A 22,792-nucleotide genomic window follows, 5' to 3' on the forward strand; every position below is an offset into this window, starting at 1 on the left:
GTGAAGACAGTGGAAATGATCGACAACATCAACCGTCTCTTGGGCGACGACCTCAAAGCGACCGTCACCCCAGGTGCCAGGCTGAAGATCGCCGCCTCCTGCTTCTCCATCTATGCCTTCGAAGCGCTGAAAAAAGAGCTGACTGGGGTGGAGAGCCTGCAGTTCATCTTCACCGCCCCTACCTTCGTACCCAACGAAGTCACGGACCGCTTGAAAAAAGAACGCCGGGAGTTCTTCATCCCGAAGTCCCAGCGCGAAAGTGGGCTATATGGCACCGAATTTGAGATTCAGCTTCGCAACAAGCTAACTCAGCGGGCGGTCGCACGCGAATGCGCGCAATGGATACGCCAAAAGGCCAGGTTCCGGTCTAACAAGACCAAGGCCCCCATGCAGCCCTTTGTGCATGTTGCCAACCGTGACCAGGCGACTGCCTATATGCCGGTCAATGGCTTCACTGCTGTAGATCTTGGTTACCAGCAAGGCAATGCGGTCTCGAACTTCGTCAATCGCATGGACGAGCCAGCCCATGCGCAGATGTACCTGCAACTGTTCGACCAGATCTGGGACGATCCGGAGAAGGTGGAGGACGTTACCGCTGCAATTTGCGACCATATCGAGTCGGTCTATCAGGAGAACTCCCCCGAGCGCATCTACTTCATCATGCTCTACAACATCTTCCGGGACTTTTTGGAAGATGTTGACGAAGACGTGCTGCCAAATGACCTCACTGGCTATCGCGATACGCTGGTGTGGAACAAGCTGTTCAACTACCAGAAGGACGCCGCCACCGGCATCATCAACAAGCTGGAAACTTATAACGGCTGCATCCTGGCCGATAGCGTAGGCCTCGGCAAAACCTTCACTGCCCTGGCCGTGGTCAAGTATTACGAGCTGCGCAACAAGTCAGTCCTGGTGCTATGCCCGAAGAAGTTGGCGGACAACTGGCGCAACTACAACAGCAACCTGACCACCAATATCTTCGCCAAGGACCGCTTCAACTATGACGTGCTCTGCCATACGGATCTGTCCCGCACCTCCGGAGAGTCCTTTGGCATCCCGTTGAACCGGGTCAACTGGGGCAACTATGACCTGGTGGTAATCGACGAGTCCCACAACTTTCGCAACAACGACGTCTACAAGGACCGCGAAACCCGTTACCAGAAGCTGATGAACAAGGTTATCCGCGCCGGGGTCAAAACCAGGGTGCTGATGCTGTCTGCCACGCCGGTCAATAACCGCTTTGTCGATCTGCGCAATCAGTTGGCGCTGGCCTACGAGGGGGAGTCCGATGCCCTGGGCAAGCACCTGAAAACCAACACCAGCGTAGAAGAGATTTTCCGCCGGGCACAGAAGGCCTTCAATACCTGGTCAGACTTGCCCCCGGAACAGCGCACAGCGGCGTCCATCCTCAAAGCACTGGACTTCGACTTCTTCGAGCTGCTGGACTCGGTCACTATTGCCCGCTCGCGTAAGCATATCCAGACCTTTTACGACACCACCGACATTGGTCACTTCCCCGAGCGCCGCATGCCGCTGTCGTTCCATTGCCCGATTACTGAACGCCAGGGTGTGGCCGACCTCAACGAGATATTCAGCCAGTTATCGGTGCTCAAGCTCTCGGTCTACGCCCCCATCAGTTACATCCTGCCCAGCCGGTTGAGCAAGTACGAAGAGCTGTACGATACCCAGGTAGAAGGCGGCAAAGGCAAGCTGCGCCAGGCCGACCGTGAACGCAGCCTGCAGGCCCTGATGACCACCAACCTGCTCAAGCGTCTGGAAAGCTCGGTAGCCGCCTTTCGCCTGACGCTGGCGTCGCTCAGCGGCAACATTACCCGCACGCTGGAAGCAATCGACGCCTTCGAGTCGAGCGGGAACGCCGCTCAAGTGGGTGATTATCTGGATGATATCGACGCCTTTGATGGCGACGATGAGAGTTTCTCGGGTCTGGACGAATTTACCGTAGGCAAAAAAGTCCAGATCAGCCTGGCGGATATGGACCTGCCTTCCTGGCGTCACGACCTGGCAGCCGACCTGGCCTTGATCGACAACCTGTTGGAGTCCATGCGCCAGGTAGCTCCAGCGGATGACAGCAAGCTGCAACACCTGCTCAAACTGATCAACGACAAGATCGAACAGCCGCTTAACCCCGGAAACCGCAAGGTGCTGATCTTCACAGCCTTTGCCGATACCGCCAATTACTTGTATGACAACCTTGCCCCGATGGCCTTGAAACGCGGACTGCATGTCGGCAAGGTGACAGGATCTGACGCACCCAAGTCGACGTTGCGCAAAGGCTACGACTTTCAGAGTCTGTTGACCCTGTTCTCGCCACGCTCCAAGGAAAAGGCGATAGCGTTACCGGATGAGCCCAGCGAGCTGGATATCCTGATTGGCACCGACTGTATCTCCGAGGGCCAGAACCTGCAGGACTGCGACTACCTGATCAACTACGACATTCACTGGAACCCCGTGCGCATCATCCAGCGTTTCGGACGTATCGACCGTATCGGATCGCCCAACCAGCAGATCCAGCTGGTCAACTACTGGCCGGACATCAGCCTGGATGAATACATCAACCTCAAGGAGCGGGTAGAAAACCGCATGGTAATCGCCGATGTCACTGCCACCGGTGATGACAACGTGCTCACCGCCAAGTCCAGTGACATTGCCTACCGCAAGGAGCAGCTCAAACGTCTGCAGGATGAAGTCATTGAGCTGGAAGACGTCAAGGCCGGCATCTCGATTACCGACCTGGGTCTGAACGACTTCCGTATGGACCTGCTGAACTATGTGAAAGCCAACGGCGAGCTGGATAACGTGCCCTTCGGCATGCACGCCATCGTTCCAGCGCAACCAGACGTCGGCCTACTGCCTGGCGTTATTTTCGCCCTGAAAAACATCCACGACAGCGTCAACGTCAACCAGCAGAACCGCCTGCACCCCTACTACCTGGTGTATATCGGCACTGATGGTGAAGTCATTGCCGACCATACCGAGGTCAAGCGCTTGCTCGACCTGATCCGCAGTAGTTGCAAGGGCGAGGATGAACCCATCCGCGCCCTGTGCCAGCTGTTCAATGAGCGGACCCAGGACGGGCGCAATATGCAGCCCTACTCCGACCTGCTCAGCCAGGCCATTCGCAGCATGATTGAGGTGAAGGAAGAAAAGGACATCGACAGCCTGTTTGGCGGCGGCCGGACCACTGCACTGACCACCACGATACAGGGACTGGGTGATTTTGAGCTGATTGCGTTTTTGGTAATTATGAAGGATGAAGGATGAAGGATGAAGGAGAGGGCTGAAGGATGAGGGATGAAAAACCGGTGAGCGACTTGCGGGAGCGGACCAAGGCATTTGCGTTGCGGGTAGTGCGATTGTATGGAGCCTTGCCCAAGACAACTGAAGCGCAGGTGATGGGGAAGCAGGTGTTGCGTTCGGGTACGTCTGTCGGTGCACATTACCGAGAAGCCTGTCGTGCGCGCTCGGATGCCGAGTTTATCAGCAAGATAGAAGGCGGTTTGCAGGAACTCGAAGAAACCACCTATTGGCTGGAACTGCTGGTGGAAAGCAGTATCGTTTCCAAAGAGAGACTCAGCGATCTTATGGCCGAAGCCAACGAGCTCACGGCCATACTTGTCACCTGCGCCAAAAAAACCAAACAGCGGAGGACTGGATGACATCATCCTTCATCCCTCAGCCCTCAGCCTTATTATTCGCCTGGCCGAAACAGGCGGCCTTTGGCCGGGTGGTGCCCAAGAGCAAGATATACGAGCATGCTGCCGTCAGTGCCGCCCTCAAGGAACGCTTTGTCCAGCAGGTGGAGCAGATCAGCTGGGCCTACAAACTGGCCCCGGAAACGGTCAATCTGCCAGCCACGCCAGCGGTGGCAGAAATTCAGGTGTTTCGCCTTGGCCTCAAGGGTGCCAGTCTGGATCACGAGGTACTCAAGGCCATCGACCGCGCCATTCCTTTTCCGCTGATCTTTGAGCTGGTACAGAGCGGCCGTGTAAAGCTGGTAGCAGCCTACAAAAGGCCCGCACAGAATCCCGGAAGTACTGCGGACATTAGCCATTGGGTGCTGAGCAGCTATTTCGAAACAGATTGGCAGCTGGAGAGTTCTCCGCGTCCGCCGCTCCCGGTGGCACTGGATATGGCCGGGCTTTATGAGCAATTACTCAGCCCGTTGATTTTTGGGAAGGATGAAGGCGGAGGGCTGAGGGATGAAAAAGCATCGTACATTAGCGATGCGCCTGCGGCCCTCTATAGGGTGGGCGCTCAAGCGGAACAATCAGGGCGGTTGACGCTGGAACAGCGCATTGAGCTTGCCGAATCCGTTGCTACCCAGAAGAAAGAAGTGGAACGGATCAACACGCGGCTGGGCCGCGAGAAACAATTCAACAAGCGCGTAGTCATCAATGCCGAGCTGCGCGATGCCAAACAGGAGCTGCAGCGGCTGATAGAAAAGCAGGCTGCCACACAGAGTCATTGAGAGAAAGATGATGGAAAAACTGAAAATGCACAGCCCGGATCTGAGCCAAGACAATATTGCAAAGATTCAGGAGTTATTCCCTAGGGAGCGTTAACAATTAGGCCAGCCATATGACGGCGGATACAAGGTTGAGTAGCGACTGGTAGTTTCTCGCCAGTCGCTCATAGCGTGTTGCCAGCCGCCTGAACTGCTTGATTTTCTGGAAGAACCTTTCTACCAGGTTGCGATCCTTGTAACAGTGCCAATCTATCTCGGGGCATTCCAAGCGATTCTTTCTCGGCGGAATCACCGGCTCGGCGCCCACCGCTCGAATGATGTCCCTCAAAGCGGTGGAATCATACCCCTTGTCGCCAAGCACCGCCGCTGGAGAAAAGCCCGCCAGTAACGCTGGGGCGGCTCCGTACTCAGACGCTTGGCCCGGTGTGAGGATTAGCCGTACCGGGTTGCCGAGGGCATCGACCGCCGCGTGGATCTTGGTGCTCAATCCCCCACGCGATTTCCCCATGGCTTCGGTGCTCTGAGCCGTTTTTTTGCCGCCCCATGCTGATGAACTTTGACGATACTGCCATCTATCATCAGCTGCTCCATGTCGGGATCATCGGCTAATGTGTCGATAACCTGCTGCCAGACCCCCTTCTTAGACCACCGGTTATAGCGCATGTAGACAGTGTGCCAGCGACCGAAGGCGTCGGGCAGATCACGCCAGGGAGCGCCTGTCCGGGCGATCCACAGGACGGCTTCCACGAACAAGCGATTGTCCTTGGCCGTCACCCCGCGATCTGAAGCTTTGCCGGGGAGCATGTGCTCGATGCGCTCCCATTGGTCATCACGTAGCATTAGCCGAGGCATAGATCACCGAAAAATGCTGATATTCTAAATCAGCCCGATCTCCATCAGCAATTGTTAACGCACCCTAGCTGTGTAACGGAGGCACGAGATGAAGCCACTGGCAAGCTACGTCTGGCAGTGGACTTTGATCAGTTGCGTCAGGAGCTGAGCGACTCGATTGTGGAGGGGCCGCAGGAACGGTATCGATTGGATTGGCCGGGTAAGCGAGAGGCCCTCTCGGTTGCCAATGCTCCTATAGCTCGAACCTTGCGACCGAGCCCAGGAGAGAGTGTAGATTTCGAGCTGACAAAGAATCTATTCATTGACGGTGACAATCTTGAGGCGCTGAAGCTACTGCAACAGAGCTTTCTCGGTAAGATCAAAATGATCTATATAGATCCACCTTACAACACAGGGAATGACTTTGTTTACGCCGATAACTTTGCAGAGTCGATGCATGGTTTCTTGGAACGGTCAATGCAGTCTGATGAGAAAGGGAATCGACTGATCGCAAACACAGAAGCCAATGGAAGGTTCCATTCAGATTGGCTATCCCTAATTTATCCGCGTTTAAGGCTTGCACGAAACCTTCTGTCCGATGACGGTTTAATCTTCATTTCTATTGACGATGTTGAACTCGCGAATCTCAATAAGCTTTGCGATGAAATTTTTGGAAGCGAGAATTTCATTGGGAATTTCATCTGGGAGAAGCGTACCAATAGAGAAAATCGAAAAATTGTTTCATCCCGACATGATTATATCGTTTGCTACACGAAGTCTCGAAAGCCAGCCGTTCGACCAATAGCCCAACTTCCAATGTCGGAAAAGGCACTTGCAAACTACAAAAATCCTGACAATGATCCCCGGGGAGACTGGAAATCTGATCCCGCAACCGCTCAAGCAGGACACGGTACAAAGTCTCAGTTTTATACTCTTGAGGCGCCCAACGGAAAAAAACACGAGCTTGAAAGCGGAAGATGCTGGGTTTATACGAAACCCGAAATGGACAAGGCGATTGCAGAAGGTCGCATTTGGTTTGGCAAGGACGGGAATGGAGTGCCCCGTATCAAAACTTACCTTAACGCCAAAGAGCGTGGTTTAACTCCCGAGACAATTATATTCGCTGAGGATGCAAGCACGAATGAAGTCGCAAAGAATGCACTCAAGAATATGTTCGACGGAAAGGCGGTTTTTGAGACACCAAAGCCCGTAAACCTCCTGAAGCTCTTACTGCAAATGAGTTGTAAAGAGGGGACTGTGCTCGACTTCTTTGCCGGTTCGGGCTCTCTAGCACATGCTGTCATGGAGCTTTCCGCAACAGATGGGAAAAAGCGACAGTGTATTTCCGTGCAGCTTCCTGAGGTGACGCCTAGTGATTCAGAGGCTAGAAAAGCTGGGTACAAAACTATCTCAGCAATTGCAAAAGAGCGCATTCGGCGCGCTGGCACAAGAGCACTAGCAGGCGATTGCCACCCCGAGTGGAACCGCGATGTCGGCTTTCGCGTGCTCAAGGTCGACAGCTCGAATATGAAGGACATCTACTACCGTCCTGATGAGCTGTCTCAGAGTGACCTGTTGGAAGCGGTGGACAACGTCAAACCCGACCGAACGCCGGAAGATCTCCTGTTTCAGGTGCTGGTGGACTGGGGTGTGGATCTGACCCTGCCGATTCGCCGCGAAACCCTGCAAGACAAAACCGTGTTCTTTGTCGATGACAACGCTCTGGTCGCCTGCTTTGACACGGGCATTACCGAAGAGCTGGTCAAGGAATTGGCCAAGCATGAACCACTGCGCGTGGTGTTCCGCGACAATGGCTTTGTCTCCGATGCGGTGAAGATCAATGTCGAGCAAATCTTCCGCCAGCTGTCGCCCAGCACTGAAGTGCGCTCCCTGTGACGGTAGCGATTGCTTAGCGATTGGTCCATTAGCAACTCACAGGGAAAACTTGTGAGTTGCTGCAATTGATGCCATGAGCTTGTTATAGAAGATCAGGTCCTTTCTGCACAACTGCGTGCAGAAAGCCTTGCAGAAAGCATGCAGAAAGAGAATGCCATGAAGCTGAAGTTTAAAACCCAGGCCTACCAGACCCACGCCGTGGAGTCCGTGGTCGACTGCTTTGCCGGTCAACCCCTGCTCGACGGTTTGACCTACCGGATCGATCCGGGGCAGCACTCCCAAGCCAGCGCCTTCGACGAAGATGGCTTCAGAAACGCTGATCTGGTGCTCAGCGAAGCCCAGGTATTGGAAAACGTCCAGGCAGTACAGCGCCGCCAGAACCTGCCGGTGGTAACCTCGCTGACCGAGTTCACGACCTACGACAACAAGGGCAATCGGGTGCCCGTCAAGGCGGCTTACAAAAAGGATGCTCTGGCGGCTACGCGCATCCACCTCGACGTAGAGATGGAGACCGGCACCGGTAAGACCTACTGCTACATCAAGACGATCTTTGAGATGAACAAGCGCTATGGCTGGAGCAAGTTCATCATCATGGTGCCGTCCATTGCCATCCGTGAAGGGGTTTACAAATCCCTGCAGATCACGGCTGAGCACTTTACCGAGAGCTATGGCAAGAAGGCGCGATTCTTCATCTACAACTCCAAGCGACTGCATGAGTTGGAGAGCTTCTCGTCGGATGCCGGCATCAATGTGATGGTGATGAACATTCAGGCATTCAATGCCCGAGGCAAGGACAACCGGCGCATCTACGACGAGCTGGATGACTTTCAGTCGCGCAAGCCGATCGATGTGATCGCCGCCAACCAGCCCATCCTGATTCTGGATGAACCGCAGAAGATGGAAGGCAAAGCCACCATGGAAGCTTTGCCCCAGTTCAAGCCACTGATGATCCTGCGCTATTCGGCCACTCACAGGACCCAGCACAACCGTATTCACCGCCTGGATGCGCTGGATGCCTACAACCAGAAACTGGTCAAAAAGATTGCCGTGCGTGGCATCCAGACGCGGGGGCTGGCTGGCACCAATGCTTATCTGTATCTGGAAGGCATCGATATATCCAGGCAGGCGCCAGTTGCCCGTATCGAGCTGGAGGTGAAACTCAAGTCCGGTGAGATCAAGCGTCAGCTACGCCGCTTGCAGTTTCGCGATGATCTGTTTGCCGAGTCCGGCGAGCTTGATCAGTACCGAGACGGCTTCACCATCAGTCAGATCGACGCCACCACCGACACCGTGGAGTTTACCAATGGCTTGGTATTGAAGGCCGGTGAAGCCAACGGCGATGTGTCTGAGAGTGACATCCGGCGTATTCAGATCCGCGAAACCATCAAGGCTCATCTGGACAGAGAAAAGCAGTTGTTTTCTCAGGGCATCAAGGTGCTGTCGCTGTTTTTTATCGACGAGGTAGCCAAGTACCGCGACTATGATAAGCCTGATGAGCGAGGCGAGTATGCACGAATTTTCGAAGAAGAATATGAGCAGATGAAGGACGAATATCTGTCTGAGCTGGCAATCGATAATGAAGCCTACCGGCAGTACCTTGACGATATCAACCCAGCAGCCACACACAACGGTTATTTCTCCATCGATAAGAAGACCAATCGTCTGAAAGACCCTAAAGTTGGAGCGCGATCGGTTGATTCTGACGATGTGGATGCTTATGACCTGATTTTGAAGGATAAGGAGCGCTTGCTGTCCTTCCAGGAGCCGACGCGGTTTATCTTCTCCCACTCGGCCCTGCGTGAAGGCTGGGATAATCCCAACGTCTTTGTTATGTGCATGCTCAAGCACAGCGACAACACCATCTCACGACGCCAGGAAGTGGGGCGCGGGTTACGCTTGTCGGTGGATCAGCACGGTGACCGCATGGATAACCCCGCCGTGGTTCACACCATCAACGTGCTGACCGTGATTGCCAGTGAGAGCTACAAGGATTTTGTCGCCGGTTTACAGCAAGAGATCAGCGACACTCTGAGTGCACGGCCGCGCCAGGCAACCGAAACCTACTTCACCGGCAAGCAGCTGACCACCGAGCAAGGCCCGGTGGACGTGACCGCCGCCATGGCCAAGCAGATATACCGCTACCTGGTGAAAAATGACTACACCGATGAAACCGACCAAATAGCGCCAACTTACCACGAGGCAAAAGAGCAAGGCACTTTGGCTGATTTGCCGGATGAGCTGAAACCCTATGCGGATCAGGTCTTCGCGCTGATCGACAGCGTGTTCAGCGACGCCCAGTTGCCTAAAATCGAGGATGGCCGCAAGCCGAAAACCAACCCCCTAAACGCCAACTTCGACAAAAAGGAGTTCCAGGCGTTGTGGCAAAGGATCAATCGCAAAGCGGTGTACCGTGTCGACTTCGACTCGGATGAGCTGGTCCGCAAGTGCATCGCAGCCCTGGACAAGAACCTGCGTGTCACCCCGCTTCAATACACCGTGCAAAAGGGCATCCAGCATGATGGTCTGACAGATGAGCAACTGAAGCAGGGCGATGGCTTCAAGGTCGAGGAAACCGCGACGGAATACGGCGACTCAATCCACTCGCGGGTCCGCTATGACCTGCTCGGCAAGGTAGCCGAAAACGCCCAGCTGACCCGCCAGACAGCAGCCAGGATACTGCAAGGTATACAACCCGCTGTATTCCAGCAGTTCCGGCAAAACCCTGAACACTTCATCGCCGAGGCATCCCGGTTGATCACCGAACAGAAGGCCGCGATGGTCATCGAGCGTTTGGCCTACGATGAAGTGGACGAGCGTTACGATGTGGATATCTTCACCGCCAACCAAACCGGACAAGACTTCTCCCGGGCCACGCAAAAGCTCAAGAACCACATCTACGACTACGCCATCACCGATTCGGAGATCGAGCGTCGTTTTGTCACCGAACTCGATACCAGCAGTGAGGTAGTGGTTTATGCCAAGCTGCCAAGGGGCTTCCTGATCCCAACGCCGGTGGGCGACTACAACCCTGACTGGGCCATCTCTTTCCGTGCCGGCAGTGTGAAGCACATCTACTTCGTTGCTGAGACCAAAGGCACTATGTCATCCATGAAGCTGCGCGAGATCGAACAGAAAAAGATCGACTGCGCCCGCAAGTTCTTCCAAGAGATCAGCCAGCAGGTGACCGAGGATAAGGTGAAATACGATGTGGTGACCGACTATGCCAAGTTGATGGATGTGGTAGGTCCGTAAGCTGCTCGAGGGAAACGCTGCATAAATCCCGTCGGAGCTGCCTCATAGCCACCGACGAGGTAAAATCTGACCTGTCGTCCAACACCCGCTGACAGAGCCACTCCGATGAAACAGATCTCATTCGCCCAGGCGCAGCACTATCAAGAAGATGGAAGACAGTCCCATGAAAGCGCTGCTGCTGGCGATCGAGAAGGCCAAGGCCAGCATCCGCGCCAAGGTCGAGCACCCATTTCATGTCATCAAGAACCTATTCGGCTACCGGAAGGTTCGCTACAAGGGACTGGCCAGGAACCAGGCGCAGCTGTTCACCCTGTTCGCCCTCGGCAATTTGGTGCTGGCTGGACGATGCCAGGGCCATGCTGACGGGGCCAGTGTGTCTTGAATCTGGCCTGGCAGCCGGATAACCCGGCTGCCAGGGTAAAAAGGCCACCTTCCGTGGCCAGAAAGTGACCGTTGACGCGGTGAATATGCCGCCCTGAGCGCTTCAGCCGCACAGGGGCGAATTGATCAGCGGTTCCCTAGGAAAATCAAGCGTATACAATCGTAATCAAAATAAGTAGAAAGTACTTATGCGTCAGTGGTTTAGCGTATTTATGCGCAGATGGCCAAAACTGATGTATGTACCGCTACTGTACCGCTGGACATGGCAAATTCCGGTGCAGATCACCCGCTGGTATGGGCATCAATCTCATAGAGACATTCAGGGTGTCGTGCTACACTGCACACTGCATGTAACACATGAGGATGGTGCCATGGGTGATGCCACTTTTACTTTTCGAGTCGATGACAGTCTGAAGGCTGAGTTTGCCAATGCCGCCAAAGCCCATGACCGCACCGGAGCCCAGCTTCTTCGCGACTTCATGCGCAGTTACGTGGCCCAGCAGGAAGAGGCACAGCAATACGATGCTTGGCTGGCAAAGAAGGTCGCGCAGTCGCGGACCTCTGCGGAGGTGGGCAATCTGATTCCCGCGTCTGATGTTGAAGCCCGTTTTGCTGCTCGCCGCGCAGCAACCCGCGCCCGTATGGCTGCTCCTGAATGATGGAGCTGCTATGGACGCCTGAAGCCGTCAGGGATCGTGAAGACATTTACGACTACATTGAGGAAGACAACCCTCTTGCTGCCCTGGCACTTGATGATCTGATAGCAGAAAGAACAGCAGTGCTTCAGGATTTTCCAAGAATGGGCCGGGGCGGGAGGGTGCCGGGCACCTTTGAGCTGGCCGTCCACAGCAGCTATATGGTCGTATATGACATCGTAGAAACGCAGGTGCGAATCCTGAATATCGTGCATACGGCGCGGCAGTGGCCACCGCTCGAAGAATGAACCGCCAAAAACGAGAAGCAGCTTGCTCTCACGGCGTGCGGTGGTTGAGTTCATATTGGTGAAACAGCCTTCATATCGACCAGCGCCCTAAGGAAACGCTGCATAAATCCCGTCGGAGCTGCCTCATAGCCACCGACGAGGTAAAATCTGACCTGTCGTCCAACACCCGCTGACAGAGCCACTCCGATGAAACAGATCTCATTCGCCCAGGCTGAGCACCAGAACAAGAAGAAGGTCACCCGCCGCGAGCGGTGTCTTGCCAGGATGGAGGAGCTGGTGCCGTGGCAACGGCTGATCGTAGCACTGTCGCCGTCCTACTTCCCGAATTCAGCGGGCAAGCGAGGCCGACCACCCATTGGCCTGGAGCGCATGCTGCGCATTTACTTTCTGCGGCAGTGGTATGCCCTGGCCGATGAAGCAGACCCGGAAGGGTAAGCAGTATTACTTCGGTATGAAGGCCCATGTCGGTGTCGATGCGGTCACCGGACTGACCCACAGTGTCGCCGCCAGGCGCAGCACTATCAAGAAGATGGAAGACAGTCCCATGAAAGCGCTGCTGCTGGAATTCGAGAAGGCCAAGGCCACGGGAGCAGTCACCGGCTAACCCTGTAGGGTTGCGGCGTTTGGTTTCCCAGCTTTTGATGGTGTCTACACTGGTGCCCATCGCCTCGGCAAACTTAGCGTGCCACACGGTGCTATCTGTCTAGCCCAGGAGGGCGAGTCCTACTTCCACCACCCCAAACACCGCGACCCCCGCCGCCACTGGCCAGCCCAGGGAGCGCAGGCGCCGCCATACCAGCAGCGTCACGCTCAGTCCGATGGCCGTGGCGAGCCACGAGGTCGGGCTGGGGTTGACGGGAATGATGGAAACCCCCAGCACGCCTGCAATCATCAGCGGGCCGAGGATCACCAGCCACTGTGGCATGGCATTGAGGCCGGTGTCGCTACCCAGGCGGCGCTGCATCCAAAGGAAGGGCACCACCCGCATCAATAGCGTGCCCAGCGCGCATATCACCACGGCAACCCACAGCGATGCGCTCATGGCGTGTGCTCCTGGTTGCGAAAGGTCAGGATGTAGAAACACAAGGCGCCGCAAGCCGCCGCCAGCGGAATGGCCACATTGCTCCAGCCTGCCAGGGTCAAGCCCAGTGCGGCCAGCACGGTACAAGTGGTGGCGGCCGCCCAGCGTTTGCTGGTAAAGCGCGGTGCCACCATGGTGAGGAAGAGCGCAGGCAGGGCAAAGGGCATGATTTCTCCCAGCAATGGCCAGCGGGCGGTGACGGCTTCGCCACCGCTGGCTCCGGCGATGGTACCCAGGACCCACACCCCCCAGGCCAGCAGCGACGCGCCCACGAACCAGGCAAAGCGCTTGGCCTCGGGGAGCTGCGGCAGGCGGGTGAGCGCCAGGGCAAATACCTGGTCGGTCAGGCCGTGCATCAGCCAGGGCCAGTGGCGGCTACGGGGTAGCAAAGGCGCGAGGTTTGGCCCATACACCACATGGCGCACGTTGATCAGCAGGGTCAGCGCCACCACCAGCCACAGCGGCGCGCCAGCCGCGATCATGCCCACGAACAGAAACTGCGAGGCGCCAGCGTAGATAAGGGCCGAAATGATCGCGGCTTCCCAGGTCGTGAAGCCTGCCTGGGTCGCGACCAGGCCAAACGACAGCGAAACGGGCACATAGCCACCCAGCAGAGGGATGGCTTCGCGAACGCCCTGAAAACCTGCGCGCAGGGCGGAATGCTGGCTCGTATCGGCTGGCTCGATCGACTGGTTCACGATGGCATACTCCCTTGGCCGTCAGTAGGAAACGTTAGCCTGGCAATTATTATGACCTTCTGTCAGGGGCGTGTCATGTGTAGAGAAGATTTCCAGTGGCATCTTGCATGCATGGTCTGTAGCGAGTCTGCTACGAGGAAGCGCGATGTATTCATTAGCCATGCTCCATCCCGTTAAATCGATACTGCGCAGTGTGGCACTGCTGTTGCTGGGCAACGGCCTGCTCAACACGCTGCTTACCCTGCGAGGCACGGCGGAAGGTTTCTCCAGCGCGGTGCTGGGGATCATCATGTCCGGCTATTTTGTCGGGTTTATCTGCGGCACCTGGGTAAGCGGGCGCTTGAAACATCTAGCGGGTAGTACGAGAGCGTCGTAGAGCAAATCGTGGGTAACCTTCGTGGGAGGGCGTGCGGGGGAGTGGCGGTGGTCAGCCGCCACTCCCCCAGGCAAACGCCTACGCGCGCCTCGCCTCTTGCGCCCGGCAGGCGGCAGCCGTAAACAGCACGTCGGTGGACGAATTGAGCGCCGTCTCGGTGGAGTCCTGCACCACGCTGATGACGAAGCCAATGGCCACGGCCTGCATGGCGACTTCGGTAGGAATGCCGAACAGGCTTGCCGCCATGGGAATCAGCATCAACGACCCACCGGCCACGCCAGACACACCGCAGGCCGCCAGGGCCGAGACGACGCACAGCAGCAGGGCAGTGGGGAAGTCCACGGCAATACCCAGCGTATGGGTGATGGCCAGGGTAATGACGGTAATGGTGATGGCGGCGCCGCACATGTTGATGGTGGCGCCCAGCGGAATGGAGATGGAGTAGGTATCGGCATCCAGCTTGAGGCGGCGGCACAGTTCCAGATTCACCGGGATATTGGCCGCCGAGCTGCGCGTAAAGAAGGCGGTGATGGCACTGCCGCGCAGGCAGGTGAACACCAGCGGGTAAGGATTCTGGCGAGTGACCAGATAGACCAGCAAGGGGTTGCTCACCAGGGCGACGAACAGCATGCAGCCCACGATGACCCCCAGCAATTGGGCATAGTTGAGCAGCGCTTGCATACCGGATTCAGCCAACGTACCCGCTACCAGGCCAAAAATGCCAATGGGGGCCAGCCGAATCACCAGCGTCACGATGCGGGTAATGGCGTTGGAGAGGTCTTGCAGCGCCTGGCGCGTGGTATCGGCCGCCTGGCGCAGCGCCAGACCCAGCGCAATGGCCCAGGCCAGAATAGCGATGAAGTTGCCTTCCATCAGCGCGCTGACCGGGTTGGTGACCGCGTTCAGCAGCAAGTCACGCAGTACGCTGAAAATGTCGCTGGGCGGGTTGCCGTCTACCTGGCCGGCATCCAGCGTCAGTTCGGTCGGCATCCAGAAGCTGGCGGCCACCGCAATCAGCGCAGCGATCAGCGTTCCACATATATATAAAAGCAGCACCGCACGAATGTGCGTAGGTTGCCCTTGGCGATGTGCCGCGATAGCCGCAGCCACCAGTACGAATACCAGAATGGGGGCGACGGCCTGCAGGGCGGCGATGAACAGTTGGCCCAGCAGGGCAATATCGCTGGCGACCGTAGGGGCGAGCAGCGCCAGCAGCACCCCCGCAATGATCCCCATCACGATCTGGGGCACGAGCCCCCATTGTAACAGCGGTCGGAAGAGGGCAGTGGCGGTAGCTATCATGACGGAACTCTCAGGTAGTGGGTGCAGATAGTAGGTGCAAATAGTAGGTGCAGTAGTCGGTGGAGCCGCGAGCTGGCAAGCCGCCAGCCCGTGCCTGAAAGGGGCAGTATTCTATCAGCTACGCAGAAGCTGTGGGGGGCTGCAAAAAAGCGCCTAAGGCTATCTCGAAAATGGCGGGCCGGAGATATACTGCTATTAGGCTTTGCACGAAAACTGCCTACGCTCGCCCATACGGCGTTAAAAATCGGCTCAAAGTACTCATTTACACCTTGTAAACTCCGTCTTTTCGCCGATTTTTGCCTTGTCTGGCCATCGCTCGCCGACTTTTCGTACAAAGCCTAGCGTCTGGGCTCGGCGTCAGCAGGCTTGGCGCGCTAACGTGGTTTCCTCTAAAAAAAACATCAGGAATACACCTATGCGTATCAAAGTGTGGCTCTTCTCTTTATTGCTGCTGTGCAGCTCGTCGCTCGTGATGGCGGACGATTACTATGTGGATATCACCAATCGTACCGGCTACACCATCTATTACATGTACGTGAGCCCAGCATCGTCTTCCAGTTGGGAAGAGGACGTGCTGGGCAGCGATGTGCTGATGAATGGTGATACCCAGCGGGTGACGTTGACGGGCTATCGCAGCCCTTACTTCGATATTCGCCTGGTCGATGAGGATGACGATAGCTATACCTTCTGGAACATCGACGTTTCGCGCCAGGATATCGTGGTCACGTTGGAGCATCTGGACTAAAAAAACGGCTTGCGCTCAGGGAGCGCAAGCCGAAGTAAGCCTTTCAGGAAACTGGGTAAGAGTGGTTCAGGCGACGGCCGCTGGGGCCTGCGAGGCTGTGTTCATCGCTTGATTGGCCACCATCGGAGACTCGGCGTGCTGTGCGGTAGCGCTTTGTCAGTGCTTGTTGTCACACTGTGTTCTGTCTTGAAAGCACCTTGATTCTCTGCGGGCAACATCTTAGCCACTGCTAATAATTACGACCAAAGTGTTTAGACTTTGGTTGTAATTGCCGTCAATTTACTGGACTAATGGCTTATGGCAGTGAATAAAGGGCACCTCAAAAAAGCCAGACGCGCTGGCACATTTGTCCTTGGGTTGGCCCGTACGGCGCCCATTCGTTCACCCTGACTGCGAGCGGTACTTCATAATGCGCAGAACTGCCACGATGACGCTCTGGGACTCCCTTTGGCATTCCCACGACCAAGCAAAAAACCTCCTCATGTGTGCGCTGCCTACTTCTGGCACGGGCAGCACTGGGCGAGGTGGTTCCTCTGACGCACAGCCAGGCAATCAGCCTCCGCGTCCGCCTGCCTTCAATACGGCGCAAAAAATTGGCCTGGTACTCGGGCCAGCTCTCTTTGCCTTTGTTTTGCTGTTTTTCCATCCGGCCGACCTGAGCTTCGAAGGGCGCATGGTGCTGGCTACCACGCTGTGGGTTGCCGTCTGGTGGATCACCGAAGCGATTCCGATCCCGGTCACCTCGTTACTGCCCATCATCCTGCTGCCGATTACCGGCGCCCTGGATGGCAATACGGTGACGGCGGCCTACGGTAACCCGATCATCTTCCTGTTCCTTGGCGGCTTCATGATCGCTCTGGCCATGGAAAAATGGGATCTGCACAAGCGCATTGCGCTGTCGATCATTTCCATTTTGGGCACCAGCATCAATAGCATCGTCTTTGGCTTCATGGCGGCCACCGGCTTCTTGTCCATGTGGGTATCCAATACCGCAGCGGTCATGATGATGCTGCCGATTGGTACTGCCATTGTCTTCCAGGTAACGGAAGAGCTGAAAAAGAGCTCGGAAGACCACAGTGCCGAAATCGACAAGTTCAGCAAGTCGTTGATTTTTGGTGTGGGTTACGGTGGCACCATCGGCGGTCTGGGCACCTTGATCGGCACGCCGCCCAACATCATTCTGGCCGCTATCGTCAGCGAGCTGTTTGGCGTCGAAATTTCCTTTGCGGGCTGGCTGATGTTTGCCTTCCCGGTGGTGGTGATCCTGCTGTTCATGGGCTGGGTCATGCTGACGCGCTTCATCTATCCCATCAAGCTGGCCAAGCTGCCGGGTGGCCGTGCGCTGATTCGCAAGGAGAAAGAGGCGCTGGGCAAGATATCTTTCGAAGAGAAAGCCGTACTGGGCGTTTTCCTGTTCGCGGCATTCTTCTGGATCACCCGCTCGTTCCTGTGGCAGGGGCAAATCATCAACATCCCTGGCATCAACGACACCATGATCGCGATTGCCGCGGCCATTGCGCTGTTCCTGATTCCTTCGCCTTCCAAAGGCGGCTGCCTGCTGGACTGGAGCGTGGCCAAAGACGTGCCTTGGGGCATTCTGCTGCTGTTCGGGGGCGGTTTGGCCATCGCGGCGGGCTTCGGCTCTTCGGGCCTGGCGTCCTGGATTGGCGGTCAGATGAGCGTTCTGGAAGGCGTCAATTTCATGCTGGTGATTCTGCTGGCCACGGGCATGGTGCTGTTCCTCACGGAAATCACCTCGAACACGGCCACGGCCACGATGATTCTGCCGGTACTGGCGTCGCTGGCGCTGGCGTTGAATATCCATCCCTTCGTGTTGATGGTACCTGCGGCCATGGCGGCCAACTGTGCCTTCATGCTGCCGGTGGGCACGCCGCCCAACGCGATCATCTTTGCCACGGGCAAGATCACCATCATGGAGATGGTGCGCAACGGCTTCTGGCTGAACATCATTTCCATGTTCCTGATTGCCGCGGCGGTCTACTTCATGTTGCCAGTACTCTGGGGCGTGGATTTGACCACATACCCGGACGCGTTCCGCAACTAACCCGGTGTGTCGCCGCTGGCTCCTGTGGTGGGCCAGCGGGAAGCCACCAGACTCCGGCCCCGCCCTCGTGCGGGGCTTTTTGTGCTCGGCTTTTGTGCGTCGTTGGCCATCGGGTTGGTATGATGCGGTCATACTTTCTGGATCGAGCCTGTCATGCGACTACTTCATACCGCCGACTGGCATTTGGGTCGGCTGTTTCACAACCTCTCGCTGCTGGACGACCAGCGTCATGTACTGCAACAGCTGCTGACGATCATCGACCGTGAGCGCGTGGATGCGGTGCTGATTGCTGGTGATATCTACGACCGCTCGGTGCCCCCGGCAGCGGCGGTGACCCTGCTGGATGAGATACTGGCCGAGCTGTGCGAGAAACGTGGCCTGCCGGTCATCATGATCTCTGGCAACCACGATGGCGCCGCGCGGCTGGGGTTTGGGGCGCGTCATCTGCGCCAGGCCGGGTTACACATCCTCACCGATTTGGCCACCTGCGATCAGCCGGTGACGCTTGCCGTCGATGGCGTGACGGTGGATGTCTTCGGCATTCCCTACGCCGACCCGGAGTACGTGCGCAGCGCGTTTGGCGCCGACGTGCGCGATTTCGATGCCGCCCACCGCTACCTGCTGGAGCGTATTCACGCCCAGCGCCATCCCGCGCGCCCGGCGCTGCTCATGAGCCATTGCTTCGTGGAGGGCGGGGCGGCCAGCGAGTCCGAACGTCCGCTCACCCTGGGCGGTGCGGAAAGCGTTGCCTGGGAACCCATGCAGGGTTTCGATTACGTGGCGCTGGGGCACCTCCATGGCCCCCAGTACCGCGGGAGCGAGCACATCCGCTATAGCGGCTCGCTGCTCAAATACAGCTTCTCCGAGGCGACGCAGCACAAGGGCGTCACCCTGGTGGAGATGGGCAGCGAAGGCCTGGTGAGCATCACCCAGCATCCGTTGACGCCCAGGCGCGACGTGCGCGTGCTGGAGGGAGAGTTGGCGCAGCTGCTGGCCATGGGGGGCGAAGACCCCCGTGCCGATGACTACCTGCTGGTGCGCCTCACCGACCGGCACGCCATTCTCGACCCCATGGGCAAGCTGCGGGCGGTGTATCCCAACGTCCTGCATCTGGAAAAGCCCGGCATGCTGGAAACGGCAGGTCGCCAGTCGCTGAGCCGTGAACGTCTCGCTTTCAGCGCGCTGGACATGTTCAGCGATTTCTTCACCCAGACCAGCGGCGAGCCCATGAATGACGAGCAGGCCCGCGCCATGGGCGAGCTGATCACCGCCCTTGACCGCGAGCAGGAGGGGCCAGCATGACGCCTTTGACACTGACCCTGCAGGCCTTTGGCCCGTTTGCACGGCGTGACACCATCGACTTCACCGTGCTGGGCAAAAGCCCGCTGTTCCTGATCAATGGCCCCACCGGTGCTGGCAAAAGCTCGATACTCGATGCCATCTGCTTCGCACTTTACGGCCAAACCACCGGCAATGAACGGGATGCTGGCCAGATGCGCTGCGACCAGGCTGCGCCAGACCTGCTCACCGAAGTCACCCTCACGTTTCGCCTGCGGGAAAGCACCTATCGGGTGCGTCGCGTGCCCCAACAGGAGCGTCCCAAAGCCAATGGCGAGGGTACCACCAGCCAGGCTGCCGAAGCCCAGCTGTGGCGGCTGACCCCAGAGGGTCAGGAAGACGAATGCCTGGTGGCGCGCAAGGTCACCGATGCCAACGGCCAGCTGCAGCAGTTGCTGGGGCTGGATGCTCGGCAGTTCCGCCAGGTGATGGTGCTGCCCCAGGGCAAGTTCCGCGAGCTGTTGCTGGCAGGCTCCAAGGAACGCGAGGAGATTTTTGCCCAGCTGTTTCAGACCCAGATCTTCCAGCGCATCGAACAGCGTCTGGCGGACCAGGCCAAGCACATCGTGCGTGAGATGAACGACCATCGCCAGCGTGTACAAGGCATGCTGGCGGCCAGCGATGTCGAGAGCGAAGCCGCCCTGGAAGCTGCCCTCGCTGCGCTGGCCCCTGACCACCAGACCGCCAGGCACGACCTGGCCCTGGCCGCCGAGCAGCGGGAGCAGGCCGTGGCGGCCGCCCAGTCGGCGGCAGCGCTGGCCCGCCAGTTCGCGCAGCACGCCGCGCTGGTCAATGCCAAAGCCGCGCTGCTGGTGCAGCAGCCGGCCGTGCAGCGTGCCCAGCAGCAGCTGCGGCAGCATGAGCAGACCCAGGCCCTGGCAACACCGTTTTATGCCCAGCAAAGCGCCCAGCAAAACGCCACGGCGGCCCAGCGCGAGTGGGCCGCCGCCGAACAGGCCATTGCCCCGCGCCAAGCGGCTCACCAGCAGGCTCAGGAAACGCTCGAGGCGGTCAATGCCCAATATGAACAGCTGCCCGCCCTGCAACGCCAGGCCTATGCGCTAGAGCAATCCCTCGCTCAGTGTCAGGCATTGGCCACGCTGGAGAAACAGCAGCAAGCGCTTGCCCAGCAAGTGGCCCGAGCGCGCGAAAATGCACGGCAGAAGCAGCGTGCGGCCACCCAACAGGAGCAGCACGCCATCGAGCAGGAGATGCGCTGGCACCAGGGTCAGGCGGCTCTGCTTGCTGAGCAGCTGGAGGGTGGCCAGCCTTGTCCGGTGTGTGGCAGCCGTGAGCATCCCGCGCCTGCCTCGACGGCCCAGCTACTGGTCACGCAAGAGGAGGTGAAGCAGGCGCGCAGCGCCCATGAGCGCGCTCGACAGGCATGGGTGAGCGCCCAACAAGACGCCCAGCGCCTGGAGCAGCAGGCCGAGCACGTCGGTGAGCAGTGCCAGAAGCTGCGTGAACAGCTGGGCGATAGCGCATCGCTGGAGAGCGTGAATGCCTCGTTAGCGGCCGTGAAGCGTGAGATGGACACCTGCGAGCGGAGCTGGAAAGCCGCCCAGAGCCAGGCCCAGACCGCCCACACGGCGTTCACCCAGGCGCAAACCAGGCTCACTCAGGCAACCCAGCGCCAGGCCGAGGCGCAGCGGACGCTGGAAGCGGCCCAGGCCGAGTGGCAAACGGCCCTGCAGGGTAGCCCCTTTGAGGATGAGCAGGCATTTATCACCGCCCGTCTGGACACCGCCGAGCAGCAGCGGCTGAGTGACGACGTGGCGCGCTTTCAACGGGAACTGGCCAGGCTGGAAGGGCAGCTCGAAGCCAGTGCGCCGCTGCTGGAAGGCAAGACGCCGCCCGACGTTGCTGCCCTCGATGCCCAGGCTGACAACAGCAAGGCCCGGGAGGAAGCGTGCCGACAGCATTACCAGCGGCTGAGCGCACGGGTAGACCAGCTCACTGCCACCCGACAGCGATTGGCAGAGGCGCGCAATGTGGAGGCGGCCCTGGACGAGCAGTACAAACTGTGGGGTACGCTCAGCGAAGTGGCCAACGGGCGCACCGGGAATCGCATCAGCTTGCAGCGCTTCGTGCTGGGCGTGCTGCTGGACGATGTGCTGATTCAAGCCTCCGCGCGCCTGGTGCGCATGAGCCGCGGGCGCTATCAGTTGGTGCGCCGGGAAGACCCTTCCAAAGGCAATAAAGCCTCCGGCCTGGAACTGGACGTGGCCGATACCTATACCGGCAAGAATCGCCCGGTGGCGACGCTCTCCGGAGGCGAGTCGTTCATGGCTGCGCTGGCGCTGGCGTTAGGGCTTTCCGATGTGGTGCAAGCCTATGCAGGCGGTATTCAGCTGGATACGCTATTCATCGATGAAGGCTTTGGCAGCCTCGACCAGGACGCGCTGGACCAGGCCATCGCCATGCTCAGCGAGCTGCAGATGAGCGGGCGTATGATCGGCATCATTTCGCATGTCAGCGAACTCAAGGAGCAGATGCCGATTCGTATCGACGTGCTGCCCAGCCGTCAGGGCAGCACGGTCGTGGTGAAGGGGGAAGGGTGACGAGCCCGGCGGTTCACGTTGCGTTCATGTTCGATGCTTTATAACCAGAACCGATCAATTCACGATGATGACCCGAAGGGGGAGCAAGGATGAATGCGAGCAAGATTCTCCAGCAGTTGATGAATCAGGCCAGTGGTGGCAAAGGCGGCCGTGGTGGCATGGACGTGCAGGGCATCATGGATGGGCTGTCGCGGCAGTTGGGCGGCAGTGGCAGCCAAGCGGCGCGCTCCGGCGGCAGCTCGGGCGGGTTCGACATGAAGAGCCTGCTGGGTGGCGGGGCCATGGGCATGCTGATTGGCTCCAAGCGAGGCCGCAGCATGGGGGGCAAAGCGCTGAAGTATGGGGCCATTGCCGGGGTGGGCGTGTTGGCCTGGAAAGCCTGGCAACGCTCCCAGGCCAACGGCGGTGCCGCGGCGGCGTCGGCAGAAGGGGAGCGTGTCGAGGTACTCAGCGGTGAGTACCAGGAGCGCCGCAGCCTGGAGCTGTTGCAAGCCATGATCATGGCAGCCCGCGCCGATGGCCATATCGATGAACAGGAGCAGGCGCTGATCACTCAGCAGATCGATGCGCTGGGTGCCGACGAAGAGATGCACCGCTGGGTAGAGCAGCAGCTGCGCGCCCCGCTGGACGCCAGGGCACTGGCTCGCGAAGCAGACTCCCCCCAGGCCGCCCGTGAAATGTACCTGATCAGCGTGGCGGTGACCGACGACCAGAACCCCATGGAACGCGCCTGGCTGGACCAGTTGGCCAGCGCCCTGAACCTGTCGCCCGACATGGTGGCAGAGCTGGAGCATCAGGCTCAGGCCTGACCCACAAAAAACGCCGCAGGTCGCGAAA

At 58.1% G+C, this 22,792-nt stretch carries 18 protein-coding genes and 2 pseudogenes; 16 read left to right on the plus strand and 4 right to left on the minus strand.

The window, feature by feature from the left end; all coding sequences use genetic code 11:
- The first annotated feature begins 15 nt into the window (after positions 1-15).
- The 3 genes from KVY02_RS04335 to KVY02_RS04345 are packed head-to-tail and all read left to right on the plus strand — an operon-like array spanning position 16 to position 4,489.
- The gene (locus KVY02_RS04335; protein WP_218314504.1) at positions 16-3,282 is read left to right on the plus strand and encodes a helicase-related protein; all 3,267 of its coding nucleotides are present in this window, start codon (positions 16-18) and stop codon (positions 3,280-3,282) included.
- A gap of 23 nt (positions 3,283-3,305) precedes the next feature.
- The gene (locus KVY02_RS04340; protein ID WP_081136077.1) at positions 3,306-3,677 is read left to right on the plus strand and encodes a four helix bundle protein; all 372 of its coding nucleotides are present in this window, start codon (positions 3,306-3,308) and stop codon (positions 3,675-3,677) included.
- The gene (locus KVY02_RS04345) at positions 3,674-4,489 is read left to right on the plus strand and encodes a DUF4391 domain-containing protein (protein WP_218314506.1); all 816 of its coding nucleotides are present in this window, start codon (positions 3,674-3,676) and stop codon (positions 4,487-4,489) included. The genes KVY02_RS04340 and KVY02_RS04345 overlap by 4 nt, the downstream gene beginning before the upstream one ends.
- Before the next feature lie 97 nt (positions 4,490-4,586).
- Here KVY02_RS04345 and KVY02_RS04350 read toward each other — a convergent pair.
- A protein-coding gene (locus KVY02_RS04350) for an IS5 family transposase (RefSeq protein ID WP_371317400.1) occupies positions 4,587-5,338 on the minus strand; the annotation gives its coding sequence in 2 pieces (ribosomal slippage) (positions 4,587-5,012 and positions 5,015-5,338; 750 coding nt in all).
- Between the two features lie 117 nt (positions 5,339-5,455).
- Between KVY02_RS04350 and KVY02_RS04355 the strand changes: the two genes are divergently transcribed.
- The 7 genes and pseudogenes from KVY02_RS04355 to KVY02_RS18520 all read left to right on the plus strand — a co-directional run bounded on the left by KVY02_RS04355 (position 5,456) and on the right by KVY02_RS18520 (position 12,393).
- Positions 5,456-7,213, plus strand: coding sequence for a site-specific DNA-methyltransferase (locus tag KVY02_RS04355; RefSeq protein ID WP_218314508.1), 1,758 nt, complete (start codon positions 5,456-5,458; stop codon positions 7,211-7,213).
- Positions 7,214-7,369: 156 nt separating this feature from the next.
- A complete protein-coding gene (locus KVY02_RS04360) occupies positions 7,370-10,465 on the plus strand; it encodes a type III restriction-modification system endonuclease (protein WP_218314509.1) in 3,096 nt (1,031 codons plus the stop codon).
- A 127-nt stretch (positions 10,466-10,592) separates the two neighbouring features.
- A pseudogene (locus KVY02_RS04365) lies at positions 10,593-10,847 on the plus strand (transposase); the annotation flags it as partial.
- Between the two features lie 187 nt (positions 10,848-11,034).
- A complete protein-coding gene (locus KVY02_RS18260; RefSeq protein WP_254893740.1) occupies positions 11,035-11,505 on the plus strand; it encodes a CopG family ribbon-helix-helix protein in 471 nt (156 codons plus the stop codon).
- Complete coding sequence (locus tag KVY02_RS04375) at positions 11,502-11,789, plus strand: type II toxin-antitoxin system RelE/ParE family toxin (RefSeq protein WP_254893739.1); 288 nt, start codon at positions 11,502-11,504, stop codon at positions 11,787-11,789. The genes KVY02_RS18260 and KVY02_RS04375 overlap by 4 nt, the downstream gene beginning before the upstream one ends.
- A 186-nt stretch (positions 11,790-11,975) precedes the next feature.
- Positions 11,976-12,206 (plus strand): annotated as a pseudogene (locus tag KVY02_RS04380) (IS5/IS1182 family transposase); the annotation flags it as partial.
- Entirely contained in the window at positions 12,202-12,393 is a 192-nt protein-coding gene (locus tag KVY02_RS18520) for a hypothetical protein (protein WP_371317401.1), read from the plus strand. The pseudogene KVY02_RS04380 and the gene KVY02_RS18520, both read left to right, overlap by 5 nt.
- A gap of 99 nt (positions 12,394-12,492) precedes the next feature.
- Here the strand turns inward: KVY02_RS18520 and KVY02_RS04385 are convergent, their stop codons facing one another.
- Positions 12,493-12,831, minus strand: coding sequence for an AzlD domain-containing protein (locus tag KVY02_RS04385; RefSeq protein ID WP_218314511.1), 339 nt, complete (start codon positions 12,829-12,831; stop codon positions 12,493-12,495).
- Entirely contained in the window at positions 12,828-13,568 is a 741-nt protein-coding gene (locus KVY02_RS04390; protein ID WP_256357561.1) for an AzlC family ABC transporter permease, read from the minus strand. Before KVY02_RS04390 ends, KVY02_RS04385 begins: the two co-directional genes overlap by 4 nt.
- A 145-nt stretch (positions 13,569-13,713) precedes the next feature.
- Between KVY02_RS04390 and KVY02_RS04395 the strand changes: the two genes are divergently transcribed.
- A complete protein-coding gene (locus KVY02_RS04395; RefSeq protein WP_254893738.1) occupies positions 13,714-13,944 on the plus strand; it encodes a hypothetical protein in 231 nt (76 codons plus the stop codon).
- A gap of 78 nt (positions 13,945-14,022) precedes the next feature.
- Here the strand turns inward: KVY02_RS04395 and sstT are convergent, their stop codons facing one another.
- A complete protein-coding gene (gene sstT / locus KVY02_RS04400; RefSeq protein WP_218314513.1) occupies positions 14,023-15,246 on the minus strand; it encodes a serine/threonine transporter SstT in 1,224 nt (407 codons plus the stop codon).
- Positions 15,247-15,661: 415 nt separating this feature from the next.
- Between sstT and KVY02_RS04405 the strand changes: the two genes are divergently transcribed.
- From KVY02_RS04405 to KVY02_RS04425, 5 genes are all read left to right on the plus strand, one after another.
- Positions 15,662-15,991: a hypothetical protein gene (locus KVY02_RS04405; RefSeq protein WP_039175695.1), complete on the plus strand. Its 330-nt coding sequence runs from the start codon at positions 15,662-15,664 to the stop codon at positions 15,989-15,991.
- Between the two features lie 481 nt (positions 15,992-16,472).
- A complete protein-coding gene (locus KVY02_RS04410; RefSeq protein ID WP_256357562.1) occupies positions 16,473-18,056 on the plus strand; it encodes an SLC13 family permease in 1,584 nt (527 codons plus the stop codon).
- Positions 18,057-18,209: 153 nt separating this feature from the next.
- The gene (locus tag KVY02_RS04415) at positions 18,210-19,358 is read left to right on the plus strand and encodes a metallophosphoesterase family protein (protein ID WP_218314515.1); all 1,149 of its coding nucleotides are present in this window, start codon (positions 18,210-18,212) and stop codon (positions 19,356-19,358) included.
- Positions 19,355-21,955 (plus strand): AAA family ATPase, encoded by a 2,601-nt coding sequence (locus KVY02_RS04420; protein ID WP_218314517.1) that lies wholly within the window; start codon positions 19,355-19,357, stop codon positions 21,953-21,955. Before KVY02_RS04415 ends, KVY02_RS04420 begins: the two co-directional genes overlap by 4 nt.
- A gap of 89 nt (positions 21,956-22,044) precedes the next feature.
- Positions 22,045-22,764: a tellurite resistance TerB family protein gene (locus tag KVY02_RS04425; RefSeq protein ID WP_218314519.1), complete on the plus strand. Its 720-nt coding sequence runs from the start codon at positions 22,045-22,047 to the stop codon at positions 22,762-22,764.
- The last annotated feature ends 28 nt before the right edge of the window (positions 22,765-22,792 follow it).

Origin of the sequence: Halomonas sp. 18071143 (assembly GCF_019211725.1) — a bacterium.
Classification (GTDB): Bacteria; Pseudomonadota; Gammaproteobacteria; order Pseudomonadales; family Halomonadaceae; genus Vreelandella; species Vreelandella stevensii.